This window comes from Pseudomonas muyukensis (assembly GCF_019139535.1).
GTDB lineage: Bacteria > Pseudomonadota > Gammaproteobacteria > Pseudomonadales > Pseudomonadaceae > Aquipseudomonas > Aquipseudomonas muyukensis.
Genome location: NZ_CP077073.1, coordinates 998,852 through 1,014,810 on the forward strand (window position 1 = coordinate 998,852; position 15,959 = coordinate 1,014,810).

The 15,959-nt window shown below is 65.5% G+C and carries 10 protein-coding genes; 9 read left to right on the forward strand and 1 reads right to left on the reverse strand.

The features are described from left to right. Positions 1-112 precede the first annotated feature (112 nt). On the forward strand, positions 113-1,381 hold the full coding sequence (locus KSS95_RS04610) for a malic enzyme-like NAD(P)-binding protein (protein WP_217852049.1): 1,269 nt from the start codon (positions 113-115) through the stop codon (positions 1,379-1,381). A gap of 127 nt (positions 1,382-1,508) precedes the next feature. Here KSS95_RS04610 and KSS95_RS04615 read toward each other — a convergent pair whose 3' ends face one another. Continuing rightward, positions 1,509-3,959, reverse strand: a complete 2,451-nt coding sequence (locus KSS95_RS04615) for a penicillin-binding protein 1A (protein ID WP_437179598.1) — start codon at positions 3,957-3,959, stop codon at positions 1,509-1,511. Between the two features lie 172 nt (positions 3,960-4,131). Here KSS95_RS04615 and pilM point away from each other — a divergent pair, with 172 nt between their 5' ends. The 8 genes from pilM (at position 4,132) to gltB (ending at position 15,871) form a co-directional block, all read left to right on the forward strand. Then, the gene (gene pilM / locus KSS95_RS04620; protein ID WP_217852053.1) at positions 4,132-4,971 is read left to right on the forward strand and encodes a type IV pilus biogenesis protein PilM; all 840 of its coding nucleotides are present in this window, start codon (positions 4,132-4,134) and stop codon (positions 4,969-4,971) included. Beyond that, positions 4,968-5,507, forward strand: a complete 540-nt coding sequence (locus KSS95_RS04625) for a PilN domain-containing protein (protein WP_217852055.1) — start codon at positions 4,968-4,970, stop codon at positions 5,505-5,507. The genes pilM and KSS95_RS04625 overlap by 4 nt, the downstream gene beginning before the upstream one ends. Further along, positions 5,504-6,514, forward strand: coding sequence for a pilus assembly protein PilP (locus tag KSS95_RS04630; protein WP_217852056.1), 1,011 nt, complete (start codon positions 5,504-5,506; stop codon positions 6,512-6,514). The genes KSS95_RS04625 and KSS95_RS04630 overlap by 4 nt, the downstream gene beginning before the upstream one ends. Then, positions 6,474-7,706: a type IV pilus secretin PilQ gene (locus KSS95_RS04635; RefSeq protein ID WP_437179599.1), complete on the forward strand. Its 1,233-nt coding sequence runs from the start codon at positions 6,474-6,476 to the stop codon at positions 7,704-7,706. The genes KSS95_RS04630 and KSS95_RS04635 overlap by 41 nt, the downstream gene beginning before the upstream one ends. Positions 7,707-7,710: 4 nt before the next feature. Beyond that, a complete protein-coding gene (gene aroK / locus KSS95_RS04640) occupies positions 7,711-8,229 on the forward strand; it encodes a shikimate kinase AroK (protein WP_217852060.1) in 519 nt (172 codons plus the stop codon). A gap of 98 nt (positions 8,230-8,327) precedes the next feature. Then, positions 8,328-9,425: a 3-dehydroquinate synthase gene (aroB, locus tag KSS95_RS04645; RefSeq protein ID WP_217852062.1), complete on the forward strand. Its 1,098-nt coding sequence runs from the start codon at positions 8,328-8,330 to the stop codon at positions 9,423-9,425. Between the two features lie 15 nt (positions 9,426-9,440). Continuing rightward, entirely contained in the window at positions 9,441-11,051 is a 1,611-nt protein-coding gene (locus KSS95_RS04650) for an SPOR domain-containing protein (protein WP_217852064.1), read from the forward strand. Positions 11,052-11,425: 374 nt separating this feature from the next. Continuing rightward, on the forward strand, positions 11,426-15,871 hold the full coding sequence (gltB, locus tag KSS95_RS04655) for a glutamate synthase large subunit (protein ID WP_217852066.1): 4,446 nt from the start codon (positions 11,426-11,428) through the stop codon (positions 15,869-15,871). Positions 15,872-15,959: the final 88 nt, after the last annotated feature.

A 15,959-nucleotide genomic window follows, 5' to 3' on the forward strand; every position in this document is an offset into this window, starting at 1 on the left:
AAAGTCGTAGGCCAGAGGCCTTGACACCGAGTGACCGGGCAGTCTTGTCGCCCCCCGGCTCTTTGCGTATCCTCGGCGGTCCGTCAGAACAGTAAATAGCGGAATGCCCATCATGTCAGACCTGAAAACCGCCGCTCTCGAATACCATGCTCAGCCTCGTCCGGGGAAACTGAGCGTCGAGCTCTCCAAGCCCACCGCCACCGCCCGCGACCTCGCCCTGGCCTACAGCCCAGGCGTCGCCGAACCCGTGCGCGAGATCGGTCGTGATCCAGAGCTGGCCTACAAATACACCGGCAAGGGCAACCTGGTCGCGGTGATTTCCGATGGCACCGCCATCCTCGGTCTGGGTGACCTCGGCCCGCTGGCCTCCAAGCCAGTGATGGAAGGCAAGGGTGTTCTGTTCAAGCGTTTCGCCGGTATCGACGTGTTCGACATCGAAGTCGAGTCCGAGAGCCCGCAGGCTTTCATTGACACCGTGCGCCGCATTTCCATCACCTTCGGTGGCATCAACCTCGAAGACATCAAGGCGCCAGAGTGCTTCGAGATCGAGCGCACCCTGATCGAGCAGTGCGACATCCCGGTATTCCACGATGACCAGCACGGTACCGCCATCGTCACCGCGGCCGGCATGATCAACGCCCTGGAAATCGCCGGCAAGAAGCTCGAAGAAGCGAAGATCGTCTGCCTGGGCGCCGGCGCCGCGGCCATCTCCTGCATGAAGCTGCTGGTGAGCATGGGTGCCAAGGTCGAGAACATCTTCATGATCGACCGCAGCGGCGTGATCCACGCTGGCCGTGACGACCTGAACCAGTACAAGGCCCAGTTCGCCCACGCCACCGACAAGCGCACCCTGGCCGACGCCCTCGACGGCGCCGATGTGTTCGTCGGCCTGTCCGGCCCGAACCTGCTGAGCCCGGAAGGCCTGAAGTCGATGGCGGCCAACCCGATCGTGTTCGCCTGCTCGAACCCTGATCCGGAAATCAAGCCAGAGCTGGCCCACGCCACTCGCAGCGACGTGATCATGGCCACCGGTCGTTCCGACTACCCGAACCAGGTCAACAACGTGCTGGGCTTCCCGTTCATCTTCCGTGGTGCCCTGGACGTTCGCGCCAAGCGCATCAACGAAGAAATGAAGATTGCCGCCGCCATCGCCCTGAAGGACCTGGCCAAGCAGCCGGTGCCGAAGGAAGTGTGCGAGGCCTACGGTGTACAGGCCCTGGAATTCGGCCGTGAATACATCATTCCGAAGCCGCTGGACGCACGTCTGATCACCGTGGTTTCCGATGCCGTGGCCAAGGCCGCCATCGAATCCGGCGTGGCTACCCTGCCTTATCCGAAGCACTACCCGCTGAAAAGCGTGGATGACGTGTTCAACGGCTGATGCCGTTGTAGCGACATGAAAAAGCCCCGGCTCGCAAGAGCCGGGGCTTTTTGTTTGCCGATGTCCGGCTGGCGCGGTCCCTTGTAGGCGCGGCCTTGCCGAGGCCGCTCCTGCACGGACGGTGTGTTTAGAACAGGTCCATCGGCGCCGCTTCATCCGCCGGCAGCGGGCTGCCTGGTGCCGCGCCATTGCCCAGTTCGTCCACCGAAGGCGGCGAATCCTCGGCCTTGAACAGCTCGAAGTAGGCATTCGGCGTGCTCGGGGTGGCGGCGCGGCCGCTCACTGGATCAACGCGCAGGCTGAGAATGCCCTCGGGCTCGGCAGGCGCATGCTCGGGCATGCCCTTGAGGGCGGCGCCCATGAAACTCATCCAGATCGGCAGGGCCACGGTGCCGCCGTACTCGCGGCGGCCCAGGGTTTCCGGCTGGTCGAAGCCGACCCATACGGTGGTGACGTAGTCGGCGTTGTAACCGGAGAACCAGGCGTCCTTGGACTCGTTGGTGGTGCCGGTCTTGCCTGCCAGGTCGGTACGGCCCAGGGCCAGTGCCCGGCGGCCGGTACCGCGCTTGATCACATCCTGCAGCATGCTGGTGAGGATGTACGCGGTGCGCCCGTCGATGATCTGCTCGGCCACTGCCGGCGCCTGCGGCGCAGCCGCGACCTGGCCATAGGCCGATGGCGCCTCGCCGGGTACCGGGGCGACGCTGATCGGCTGCTCGGGCGCGGCGAGACCGGCCTGGTCCTGGCTGCCCTGGGGCACGCGCGCCGGGTTGGCGGTGAACAGCGTCTCGCCGTTGCGGCTGTCGATGCGCTCGATCAGGTAGGGGTTGATCTTGTAGCCGCCGTTGGCGAAGGCGCTCCAGCCGGTGGCGATCTCCATTGGCGTCAGCGTCGCGGTGCCCAGTGCCAGCGACAGGTTGCGCGGCAGGTCTTGCTTGTTGAAGCCGAACTTGGCGATGTAGTCGATGGTGCGGTCCACGCCCATGGCTTGCAGCAGGCGGATCGACACCAGGTTACGTGACTTGTACAGCGCCTCGCGCATGCGGATCGGGCCGAGGAAGGTGTTGGTGTCGTTCTTCGGACGCCAGACCTTGTCCAGGTATTCGTCGACGAACACGATCGGTGCGTCGTTGACCAGGCTGGCGGCGGTGTAGCCGTTGTCCAGGGCAGCGCTATAGACGAAAGGCTTGAAGCTCGAGCCCGGCTGGCGCTTGGCCTGCATGGCACGGTTGTAGTTGCTCTGCTCGAACGAGAAGCCGCCGACCAGGGCGCGGATGGCGCCATCGCGGGGGTCGAGGGTGACCAGTGCGCTCTGCGCGCCCGGCACCTGGCTGAACTTGAGCGTGCCGTCCTCCAGGCGCTGCAGGCGCACCAGGTCGCCGACCTGGGCGACATCGGCCGGGGCTTGCGGCGCGCGGCCCTGGGCGTTGTTGTTGAGGTACGGCCGGGCCCACTTCATGGTGTCCCAGGCCACGGTCTCTTCCAGGCCGGCGCGGGTCATCACCTTCAGGCCGGTCTTCTCGACCTGGGTGACGATCGCCGGCTCCAGGCCGCCGAGGGTGCGTTGCTTGCCCAGGTCCTGCAGCCAGGCGGCGCGGGTCTTGCCTGGGAAGCGCGCTTCCGGGCCACGGTAGCCGTGGCGCTCGTCGTATACGCTAAGGCCGTTGAGCACAGCGTTGTTGGCCATTTGCTGGGTGGCGCTGGGCACCGTGGTGGTGACGCGGAAACCTTCGGTATAGGCGTCGCTGCCGTAGCGGCCGACCATCTCGGCGCGGGCCATCTCGGCCACGTAGGGGGCGCTCACTTCCGGGGTCGGCACGTGGTAGCTGGCGTTCAGTGGCTCGGCCAGGGCGGCCTGGTAACTGGCCTCGTCGATCTTGCCGAGCTTGTACATGCGCCCGAGGATCCAGTCGCGGCGCTCCTTGGCACGCACCGGGTTGGCCAGCGGGTTGAAGCGCGACGGCGCCTTCGGCAGGCCGGCGATCATGGCCATCTGCGCCAGGCTGACATCGCGGATCGACTTGCCGTAGTACACCTGCGCCGCGGCATCGATGCCGTAGGCGCGGTTACCCAGGTAGATCTTGTTGACGTACAGCTCGAGGATCTCGTCCTTGGTCAGCTCGCGCTCGATCTGCAGGGCCAGGAGGATCTCGTTGGTCTTGCGCGAAAAGCTGCGTTCGCTGGTCAGGAAGAAGTTCTTCGCCACCTGCATGGTGATGGTGCTGCCGCCGGTCTGGATATGCCCGGACTTGAGCAGCTGCGACGCGGCGCGCATCAGGCTGCTGGGGTCGACGCCGTAGTGGTTGAGGAAATTGTCGTCCTCGGCAGACAGAAGCGCCTGGATGAACTGTGGGGGAATTTCCTGGAACTTGATGGGCGAGCGGCGCATTTCGCCGAACTCGGCGATCAGCTTGCCGTCGCTGCTGTAGACCCTCAGGGGGATTTGCAACTGGACGCTTCTGAGTGCGTCGACCGAGGGCAGGCTGGGACTAAGATACAGAAACGCACCGCTCACACCGAGTACGAGCGCGCAGATGACTGCGACGAAAGACCACCAGAAGAACTTCAGCAGGCGTATCAAGGCTTTGGGGTGTCCTGGTTGAGGAGTGGAGGGCGCGAGGGGCCGGCGGACGGGAAAATTCGCTGGGCATTATAAGCATTTTTCGCCCCGCCGGGTGACCGCCCGGGGCGGCGCGGCGACCGCCTGCAGCGCAATGGCACGGGCTGCGCACGACAGGGAAGTGACAGTCATGCTTGGAGACTTTGGCCGCAGCGTCGGTTCACTGCTGGGGGTGGAAATTACCGCCGATTTCATACGAATGGTGCATCTGCGCCGGCACAGGCGGGCCTTGCGGGTCGCCGGTTGGGCCGTAGAGCCCTACCTGGGCGCTTCATCCGCGGGTAACGAGCACTTGCACAGGGCGTTGCGCAAAGCGCATGCGCGTTGCGCGACACGCCAGCGCCAGGTGGCCCTGGCACTGCCGGCCTGCCAGGTGATCTGCAAGGTTTGCCAAGTGCTGGCCGACCCGTCCGCTCAGGCCATGGAGGCGCAGTTGCTGGGGCTCGCCGACCAGCTCTTTCCTTTCCCGCTGGATGATCTTGCCCTGGACTTTCAACTGCTCGGGCCCAGCGCTCAGGCGCCGGGCAAGATCGACGCCCTGGTCGTGGCCTGCCGGCAGAGCCAGCTCGATCCCTTCGAGCAATTGTTCGCTCAGGTTGGGTTGGAGCTGGTGGCCGTGGAGGTGGACAGCCTGGCGCTTTGGCGCGCGCTGACGCCGGGCGACAGCCTGGTCCTGCAGATGGAAAACACGCACCTGGTGACGCACCGCTGGCCGGATGGTGATGTTCCCCAGCGCCAGCAAACCGTGATGGCCTCGCCGGATCAATGGGGTGAACACATCGATGGCCTGGCTGGAGCCCGCGAGGTCCTGTTGATCGGGGCCGCTGCGAGCCCTGGGCGAGCCCGGTCGATCTCCGAACGGCTGGGGGTGGCCTGCCGCCTGGCGTGTCCGCCCGCACTGGCCGGGCTGGAGGATATCGGTCCATCGATGGTGCTGGCCTACGGGCTGGCGCAGGGCGGTGCCGCATGAGGGTGCGACTGAACCTGATGCCTTGGCGCGAGCAGCGGCGGGCGAAGACGTTGCGGCGCTTTCAGCGGGCACTGGTGCTCAGCCTGATCCTGGCCTTGGTCGGTGTGTTGCTGCTCGACCAGGCGGCGCGGGCGCGGCTGGCGAGGCAGGCCGAAGTGGTTGCCCGGCACCAGGCTGAGCTTGCCCGGCTCGAGGGTGGGCTGCTGCAGCTTGAGCGGCTGCGCGAGGCGCGCCAGGCGGCGCAGGCGCAATATGCCGCCTTGACCACGCTGCGTGCCAGGCAGGCGTTGCTACCGGGGCTGTTGCTCAGCCTGGAGCAGGCGATGCCCGAGGGGGCGCAACTGACCGAGGTCGACTGGCAGGACAACCGCTTGCAACTGGCTGGGTTGGCCGCCTCGGCGGCGGTGGTGGCGCGGCTCATGCGTGACTTGCAGCACAGCGGTGTGGTGCAGGAGGTCGAGCTGGTCCACCTGCGTTACCAGCAAACAGGTGATGAGTTTCTGCTGGCGGCGCGTTTGGCGCCGGGGGCGTCATGAGTGGCTGGCGCTGGGGCGACTGGCAGGCGTGGGTCTGCCGATCCCCGGCACTCGGCATCGTGGTGATCTTGTTGAGCCTATTGGCGGTGCTGGTCACGGGGTACTTCGTGCGTCTGCGCGAGCCGGGGCTGGCGTATGGCGCGGCTGTCGCGCAGGTGGTTGGCATGCAGCAAGCGTTGCAGGCGCGTGCAGCGCAGCTCGCCGAGCTGGGCGCCGAGCGTCGGGCACTCGAGGAAGCCGAACAGCATGTGCGCACGGAGCGTTGGCGACTCTCCGCAGGGGAGGGCATGAGCGAATGGCTCGAAACCTTGGCGCTATCCGGCCATGAGCATGGCCTGTTGTTCGAGCGTCTCGATGTGCTCGATGAGCGCCACGAACCCGGTTATCGGCTGATTCCCCTGGAAATTCGAGTGAGAGGGCGCTATCCGGCCGTGCGTGCGTGGCTGGAGCAAGGGCATCGGCAGTTACGCTTGTTGAATGTGGCGCGGCTGCGCCTGACCCGGGCGGATGAGCGTTCGGGCCTGGTCGTGGGACAGTTGCTGATCAACGCCTATCACGCCGGCGAAGCGTTGCCGGTGCCGGCCGGGCTGGCGCACGAGCCTGCTCGGCCGGCACCGGCCGTGACGGCATTCGATCCATTCCGGGCCTGGTCATCGGCCCGGCTCGGCCTTGGGCTTGGCCGTATCCCGCTGGAGCAGCTGGAAATGGTCGGCACGCTGGCGCGTGGCGGGCGTCATCAGGCGCTGTTGCGCTCGGGTGGCCACGTGTATCGGGTCGGGGAGGGCGAGGCGCTGGGGCGTGACGAAGGGACAGTGGTGGCGATTGCGGCGGACCAGGTAACCGTGCGCGAGCGGATCTATATCGGGGATACCTGGCAGGAACGCCATCGGTATCTGCTGCTTGGGGCACGCATGACAGAGGAGGTCGGGGATGAAACAGGGGCGATGGCTGGGCGGGTTGCTGTTCATGCTGATGGGGATGCGCGGCGCCTTGGCGACAGAAGGTGAGCCGCTGTCGCTGAACTTCCAGGACGTCGAAGTTCGCGCGGTCCTGCAGATCATGGCGGATTATGTGGGTGTCAACCTGGTGGCCAGCGACACCGTGCAAGGGCGGATCACCTTGCGTCTGGAGCAGGTGCCTTGGCAGCAGGCCCTTGACCTGGTGCTGCGCAGTCGGGGCCTTGGTCATCGTCAGGAGGGTAACGTGCTGCTGGTCGCGCCCTTGGCGGAACTGGCCGAGCGGTCTACGGGCGTTCGCCAGGAGCAGGCCCTGCAAGCGCAGTTGGCGCCGCTGCAACGTGCATTGATCCCGGTGTTCCATGCCAAGGCGGCGGAGCTGGCCGAGCTGCTGATGGCCAGCCTGGCCGACGACGGCATCCTCGCCGGGCGTGGCGCCGTCAGTGTGGATGCGCGTACCAATACCTTGGTGGTCGCCCAGCCTGCGCGGCAGTTGGCGGAGTTGCGCAAGCTGGTGGCGCAGCTGGACGTGCCGGTGCGCCAGGTGATGATCGAGGCGCGGATCGTCGAGGCCAGCGTCGATTATGAAAAGACCCTCGGCGTCCGTTGGGGCGGGCCGCTGTATGGCCAGGACAGCCGCCTGGGCAGCGAGCTGTTCGTCGACCTTGGTGTCGAGCGCGCCACCTCGGGCCTGGGGCTCGGCCTGCTGCGCAGCGACATTCTGCTCGACCTGGAGCTCAGTGCCATGGAAAAGAGCGGCAACGGCGAGATCATCTCCCAGCCCAAGGTGGTCACCGCCGACAAGGAAACCGCGCGGATCCTCAAGGGTACCGAGGTGCCCTACCAGGAAACCACCAGAAGCGGCGCCACCTCCATTTCCTTTCGCGAGGCCTCGCTGTCGCTGGAGGTGACCCCGCAGATCACCCCCGACGGCAAGGTGGTGATGGCGGTACGGGTGACCAAGGACGAGCCGGACTTCATCAATGCCCTGAACAACGTGCCGCCGATTCGCAAGAACGAGGTCAATGCCAAGGTGCGCGTGGCCGATGGCGAAACCATTGTGATTGGTGGCGTGTACTCGACGTCGCATAACAAAGTGGTCGACAAGGTGCCATTTTTCGGCGATCTGCCGTATGTTGGACGGCTGTTTCGACGCGATGCATTACAAGAGAAAAAATCCGAGCTGCTGGTCTTCCTGACTCCGCGTATCATGAGTGACCAGGCGATTGCTGTGAGTCGTTGATTCTGTGCGAAATTTGATACTTGTGGGGCCCATGGGCGCTGGGAAAAGCACCATCGGACGCCTGTTGGCCAAAGAGCTGCGCCTGCTGTTCAAGGATTCCGACAAGGAAATCGAACTGCGAACCGGCGCCAACATCCCGTGGATCTTCGACAAGGAAGGCGAACCGGGCTTTCGTGATCGCGAGCAAGCGATGATCGCCGAGCTCTGCGCCCTCGACGGCGTGGTGCTGGCCACCGGTGGCGGCGCGGTGATGCGCGATGCCAACCGCGCCGCGCTGTTTGCCGGCGGGCGGGTGATCTACCTGCACGCCTCGGTCGAGCAGCAGGTCGGGCGCACTGCGCGGGATCGCAACCGGCCGCTGCTGCGCACCGCCAACCCGGAGGCCACCCTGCGTGCCCTGCTGGAGACCCGGGACCCGCTCTACCGCGAGATCGCCGACCTGGTGGTAGAAACCGACGAACGGCCACCGCGCATGGTGGTGCTGGACATTCTCGAGCGCTTGCAGAAGTTGCCGCCCCGCTGAGCGGGGACTATGCTCGGCGACCAACGCCGGGACGGGGTTGAACGTCACCGCGCGGGGCCGCTCCGACGCCGCCGCGCCTTAGTACATTGTGGGGATACATGCAGACACTAAAGGTCGACCTGGGCGAACGTAGCTACCCGATCTACATTGGCGAGGGCCTGCTGGACCAGCCCGAGCTGCTGGCGCCGCACATTGCCGGCCGACAGGTCGCCATCGTCTCCAACGAGACCGTCGCGCCCCTGTACCTCGAACGCCTGAGCAAGACCCTGGGTGCCTATTCGGTGCTGCCGGTGGTGTTGCCTGACGGTGAGGCCCACAAGAATTGGGAAACCCTGCAGTTGATTTTCGACGCGCTGCTCACCGCTCGGCACGATCGGCGCACCACCGTGGTGGCCCTCGGCGGCGGTGTGATCGGCGACATGGCCGGTTTCGCCGCCGCCTGCTACCAGCGCGGCGTCGATTTCATCCAGGTGCCGACTACCCTCTTGTCCCAGGTCGACTCCTCGGTGGGCGGCAAGACCGGCATCAACCACCCGCTGGGCAAGAACATGGTGGGCGCCTTCTACCAGCCCAACGCGGTGCTGATCGACACCACCAGCCTGAAGACCCTGCCAGAACGCGAGCTGTCCGCCGGCCTTGCCGAAGTCATCAAGTACGGCCTGATCTGCGACGAGCCGTTCATGGTCTGGCTCGAAGACAACATGCAGGCGCTGCGGGCGCTGGAGCCGGTTGCGCTGACCGAGGCCATCCGCCGTTCCTGCGCGGCCAAGGCCGCCGTGGTGGGTGCCGATGAGCGCGAGTCGGGCGTGCGCGCCACGCTCAACCTTGGCCATACCTTTGGCCATGCCATCGAAACGCATATGGGCTATGGCGTCTGGCTGCACGGCGAAGCCGTGGCGGCGGGCACGGTCATGGCCCTGGAGATGTCCATGCGCCTAGGCTGGATCGATCAGTCGGCGCGGGACCGCGCCATTGTCCTGCTGCAGGACGCAGGATTGCCGGTGGTGCCACCACAGGAAATGACCCCGGCGCATTTCATGGAGCACATGGCGGTCGACAAGAAAGTGCTCGACGGGCGCCTGCGCCTGGTGCTGCTGCGCCAGCTGGGCGAGGCCGTCGTCACCGACGACTATCCGAAAGAGATTCTACAGGCCACGCTGGCGGCGGATTACCGCGCGATCGTGGCCCAGCTTTGAGGTTGTGACAACGCAATGAGCACTCTGCATGCCGATGAGGCGTTCCTCGAACATTACCAGCTGACCCACGATCCGTTCGCGCCGCGGGTGCCTGGCTTCAAGTTCTTCCCTGCCCAGCGCAAGCCGGTATTGGGCCAACTGCACCACCTGGCGCGCTATAGCCAGCTGATGCTGGCGGTTACTGGCCCCATGGGCAGCGGCAAGACCCTGCTGCGCCAGGCGCTGGTGGCCAGCACCAACAAGCAGTCGGTGCAAAGCGTGGTGGTGTCCGCCCGCGGCGCTGCGGACGCGGCCAGCGTGCTCGGCCAGGTAGCCCAGTCGCTGGGTGTGGCCCAGGCCGAAGTGCAGGCGATCCTCAAGCAGGTGGTGCAACTGGCCCTGACCGGCCAGGAAGTCTATCTGTTGGTGGACGACGCGGAACAACTCGACGAGTCGGCACTCCAAGCGTTGCTGGAGTTGGCGGCCGGCGTCGCCGAAGGGCGACCGCATGTGTTCCTGTTTGGCGAGCCGTCGTTGATCGCCGGGCTGGAGGAGCTCAATGCCGATGGCGAGCGTTTCCATGTCATCGAGCTGGCGCCCTATAGCGAGGAAGAGACCCGCGAGTACCTGGAGCAGCGCCTGGACGGCGCCGGCCGGGGCATCGAGGTGTTCACCCGCGAACAGATCGTCGACATCCACGAAAACTCCGACGGTTGGCCTGGCAACATCAACCAGGTTGCCCGCGATACCTTGATCGAAGCCATGATCGCCAGCCGCACCACGGCCAAGCGACCATCCATGGGGTTCAAAATGCCTAAGAAACACGTGCTCGCGTTGTCCGCTGTGGTCGTGGTCGCCGTTGGCGCGGCGGTCCTGATGCCCAAGAAGGGCGACAAGGCCCCGGCCGAGGCGCCCGCCGCCCAGGCCCAGCTGCCATTGGGCCAGGGCGGCAATGGTGGCGCGCCCGCCATCGAGTTCTCTGGCTCCTCGCAGCCAATGCCACTGCCGCTGGTGGGCCAGTCGCAACCGGTGATGCGCGAGCCGCTGGCCGAAGCCGCTGGCATGGGCGAGGGCGAGGAAGGTGGCCCGGCCGGCAATACCGCGTTGCAGCCTGCCGCGCCATCGGCGGCCGTACCGCCGACCGTGACTACCATCGCGCCGCCAGCCGGTGCCACCGCCAGCCCCGCGCCAACCCCGGCCCAGCCGGTGACAACCGCTCCGGCACAGCCGGTTGCGCCAGTGGCGAAACCGGTTGCAACCCAGCCAGCCAAGCCGGTTGCGCCTGCCAAGCCGGCAGCGGCCCCGACCCAGGTCGCCAGTGCCAAGCCAGCAGCCAAGCCCGCTGCCGGTGGCGCCGGCAACAGCAGCTGGTATGCCGGCCAGAAGCCCGGTAATTACGTGGTGCAGATCTTCGGCACCAGCTCCGAGGCGTCGGCCCAGTCGTTCGTCAAGGCCCAGGGTGGCGACTATCGCTACTTCAAGAAAAACCTGCAGGGCAAGCCACTGTACGTGGTGACCTACGGCAACTTCGCCAGCCGCGACGCCGCGGCTGCGGCAATCAAGAACTTGCCAGCCAAGGTCCAGGCTGGTAAACCTTGGCCACGTACCGTCGGCAGCGTCCAACAAGAGCTGGCCACGGCCCGCTGATACCTTCCGGGCGGCAGCACCCCGCCGCCCAGTTGCTGAGCGAATCCTGATTCACGTCTAGCCTGCTGCGCACCCCGCGCGGCAGGCTTTTCTGTCCCAGACTGCCGGCCAAAAGCCCTCCCTTGCAGTCCTGGCTGAAACGCTTCAGACTCAAGCCAAGTCGCTATCACGACGCAAGGCGAAAAACATTCAAAATTGCGACATAAATTTTCAATGGTGAGACATGAAAATTTGTGGGCGTCGCTATCGCTGTGCAACAATGGTTTTCCATGACCACCGCAAAAAAGCTGGCGTTTGATCGGCGTGGATGGTAAGTGGTTGTTAAAAAAGAGATTTGCCTCCGGTTGAGAGGTGAACCTGGTGAGAAAGTGTCTATGAAAACAGGTCTGTACCATCCCGAAGAATTCAAGGACAACTGTGGTTTCGGCCTGATCGCCCATATGACGGGGCAGCCGAGTCACCACCTTCTGCAAACCGCCATGCAGGCGCTGACCTGCATGACCCACCGCGGCGGCATCAACGCCGACGGCAAGACCGGCGACGGTTGCGGCTTGCTCATGCAGAAGCCCGATCAATTCCTGCGTGCCGTGGCCCAGGAGCACTTCGCCGTCGAGCTGCCCCGGCAGTACGCCGTCGGCATGGTGTTCTTCAACCAGGACCCGGTCAAAGCCGAAGCCGCCCGCGCTAACATGGACCGCGAAATCGTCGCTGCCGGCCTGAAGCTGGTCGGCTGGCGCAAGGTGCCGATCGACACCCGCGTGCTTGGCCGCCTGGCCCTGGAGCGCCTGCCGCAGATCGAACAGGTGTTCATCGGCGGTGAAGGCCTGAGCGACCAGGAATTCGCCATCAAGCTGTTCAGTGCCCGTCGCCGTTCGTCCGTGGCCAACGCCCATGACGCCGACCACTACATCTGCAGCTTTTCGCACAAGACCATCATCTACAAAGGCCTGATGATGCCGCGCGATCTCGCGGCGTTCTATCCGGACCTTGGCGACGAGCGCCTGCAGACCGCGATCTGCGTGTTCCACCAGCGCTTCTCCACCAATACCCTGCCGAAATGGCCGCTGGCGCAGCCGTTCCGCTTCCTCGCCCACAACGGCGAGATCAACACCATCACCGGCAACCGCAACTGGGCCATGGCCCGGCGTACCAAGTTCGCCAACGACCTGATCCCCGATCTGGAAGAGCTCGGCCCGCTGGTCAACCGCGTCGGTTCCGACTCCTCGAGCATGGACAACATGCTCGAGCTGATGGTCACCGGCGGCATCGACCTGTTCCGTGGCGTGCGCATGCTGGTGCCGCCAGCCTGGCAGAACGTCGAGACCATGGACGCCGACCTGCGCGCCTTCTACGAATACAACTCCATGCACATGGAGCCGTGGGATGGCCCGGCCGGTATCGTCATGACCGAAGGCCGCCACGCGGTGTGCCTGCTCGACCGCAACGGCCTGCGTCCGGCGCGCTGGGTGACCACCACCAACGGCTACATCACCATCGCCTCGGAAATCGGCGTGTGGGGCTACCAACCTGAGGACGTCCTGGCCAAGGGCCGGGTCGGCCCGGGGCAGATCCTTGCCGTGGACACCGAGACCGGCCAGATCCTCGACACCGACGCCATCGACAACCGCCTGAAGTCGCGCCACCCGTACAAGCGCTGGCTGCGTCAGCACGCCACGCGCATCCAGGCGACCTTGAGCGACGACCAGGGCGTGGCCAGCTACGACGCCGACCAGCTCAAGCAATACATGAAGATGTTCCAGGTCACCTTCGAGGAGCGTGACCAGGTGCTGCGCCCGCTCGGCGAGCAGGGCCAGGAAGCGGTCGGCTCGATGGGCGACGACACGCCCATGGCCGTGCTGTCGCAGCGCGTGCGTTCGCCGTACGACTTCTTCCGCCAGCAGTTCGCCCAGGTGACCAACCCGCCGATCGACCCGCTGCGCGAAGCGATCGTCATGTCCCTGGAAATCTGCCTGGGCGCCGAGCGCAACATCTTCCAGGAATCCCCCGAGCATGCCTCGCGGGTGATCCTCAGTTCGCCGGTGATCTCGCCCGCCAAGTGGCGTTCGCTGATGAACCTGGAGCGCGAAGGCTTCGACCGCCAGCTGATCGACCTCAACTATGACCAGAGCGTCGGCCTGGAAGCGGCCATCCGCAACATCGCCGACCAGGCCGAGGAGGCCGTGCGCGGCGGCAAGACCCAGCTGGTGCTGAGCGACCGCTACATCGCCCCGGGCAAGCTGCCGGTGCATGCTTCGCTGGCCGTCGGTGCGGTGCATCACCGCTTGACCGAGCAAGGCCTACGTTGCGACAGCAACATCCTGGTCGAGACCGCCACCGCGCGCGACCCGCACCACTTTGCCGTGCTGCTGGGCTTCGGTGCCTCGGCCGTATACCCGTACCTGGCCTATGAGGTGCTGGCCGACCTGATCCGCACCGGCGAAGTGCTGGGCGATCTGGACGAGGTCTTCAAGTACTACCGCAAGGGCATTTCCAAGGGCCTGCTGAAGATCCTGTCGAAGATGGGCATCTCCACCATTGCCTCCTACCGCGGCGCCCAGCTGTTCGAAGCCGTGGGCCTGGCCGAGGAAGTGGTCGGCCTGAGCTTCAAGGGCGTTTCCAGCCGCATCAAGGGTGCGCGTTTCGTCGACCTCGAAGGCGACCAGAAGCTGCTCGCCGCCGAAGCCTGGAGTGCGCGCAAGCCGATCCAGCAGGGCGGCCTGCTCAAGTTCGTCCACGGTGGCGAGTACCACGCCTACAACCCGGACGTGGTCAACACCCTGCAGGCCGCCGTGCAGCAGGGCGACTATGCCAAGTTCAAGGAATACACCACGCTGGTCGACCAGCGCCCGGTGTCGATGATTCGCGACCTGCTGAAAGTGAAAGTGGCTGACCAGGCCCTGGCACTGGATGAAGTCGAACCGCTGGAGGCCATCCTCAAGCGCTTCGACTCCGCCGGCATCTCCCTGGGCGCACTGTCGCCAGAGGCTCACGAAGCCCTGGCCGAGGCCATGAACCGCCTGGGCGCGCGCTCCAACTCCGGCGAGGGCGGCGAAGACCCGGCCCGCTACGGCACCCTCAAGAGCTCGAAGATCAAGCAGGTGGCCACCGGCCGCTTCGGCGTGACCCCGGAATACCTGGTCAACGCCGAAGTGCTGCAGATCAAGGTGGCCCAGGGCGCCAAGCCCGGCGAGGGCGGCCAGCTGCCGGGCGGCAAGGTCAACGGCCTGATCGCCAAGCTGCGCTATGCGGTACCGGGCGTGACCCTGATCTCGCCGCCACCGCACCACGACATCTACTCGATCGAAGACCTGGCCCAGCTGATCTACGACCTCAAGCAGGTCAATCCGCAGGCGCTGGTGTCGGTCAAGCTGGTGGCCGAAGCCGGCGTGGGCACCATTGCCGCTGGCGTGGCCAAGGCCTACGCCGACCTGATCACCATTTCCGGCTATGACGGTGGCACCGGTGCGTCGCCGCTGACCTCGATCAAATACGCGGGCGCCCCGTGGGAGCTGGGCCTGGCCGAGACCCACCAGACCCTGCGCGGCAACGACCTGCGCGGCAAGGTGCGGGTACAGACCGACGGCGGCCTGAAGACCGGCCTGGACGTGATCAAGGCAGCAATCCTCGGTGCCGAGAGTTTCGGCTTCGGTACCGCGCCGATGATCGCCCTGGGCTGCAAGTACCTGCGCATCTGCCACCTGAACAACTGCGCCACCGGCGTGGCCACGCAGAACGACAAGCTGCGCAAGGACCACTACATCGGCACCGTCGACATGGTGATCAACTTCTTCACCTTCGTCGCCGAAGAAACCCGCGAATGGCTGGCCAGGCTCGGCGTGCGCAGCCTCGGCGAGCTGATCGGGCGTACCGACCTGCTCGACGTGCTGCCGGGTGACACCGAGCGCCAGCAGCACCTCGACCTGTCGCCGCTGCTGGGCAGCTCGCACATTCCGGCGGACAAGCCGCAGTTCTGCGAAGTCGACAGGAACCCGCCGTTCGACAAGGGCGAGCTGGCCGAGAAGATGGTCGAGATGGCCCTGCCGGCGATCCGTGACCTGGCCGGTGGCGAGTACACCCTCGATATCTGCAACTGCGACCGTTCCATCGGGGCGCGCATCTCCGGCGAGATCGCCAAGCTGCACGGCAACCAGGGCATGGCCGCGGCGCCGATCACCTTCCGTTTCAAGGGCACCGCGGGGCAGAGCTTTGGCGTGTGGAACGCCGGTGGCCTGAACCTGCACCTTGAGGGCGATGCCAACGACTACGTCGGCAAGGGCATGACCGGTGGCAAGCTGACCATCGTGCCTCCTGCCGGCAGCCCGTTCGAAACCCAGCACAGCGCCATTGTCGGCAACACCTGCCTGTACGGGGCCACTGGCGGCAAGCTGTTCGCCGCCGGCACCGCGGGCGAGCGTTTCGCTGTGCGCAACTCCGGGGCCCACGCTGTGGTCGAGGGCACCGGCGATCACTGCTGTGAATACATGACCGGCGGCTTTGTCTGCGTCCTGGGCAAGACCGGTTACAACTTCGGTTCCGGCATGACCGGCGGTTTCGCCTACGTGCTCGACATGGACAACAGCTTCGTCGACAAACTCAACCATGAGCTGGTGGAAATCCAGCGTATCAGTGGTGAGGCGATGGAGGCCTACCGCAGCCACCTGGCGCGGGTCCTGGGCGAGTACGTGGAAGAAACCGGCAGCGAGTGGGGGCGTGAGCTCTGGGAGAACCTGGACGACTATGTACGGCGCTTCTGGCTGGTCAAGCCGAAGGCGGCCAACCTCAAGCAACTGCTGTCCAGCACCCGCGCCAACCCGCAGTAACAACAGCTGCAAGTGGCAGCCCCGTGCGCGGGGCCTGCCCGGCTCAAGTGATCGTCTTGCAGCTTGCGGCGAATGCCGGCAACTGCGG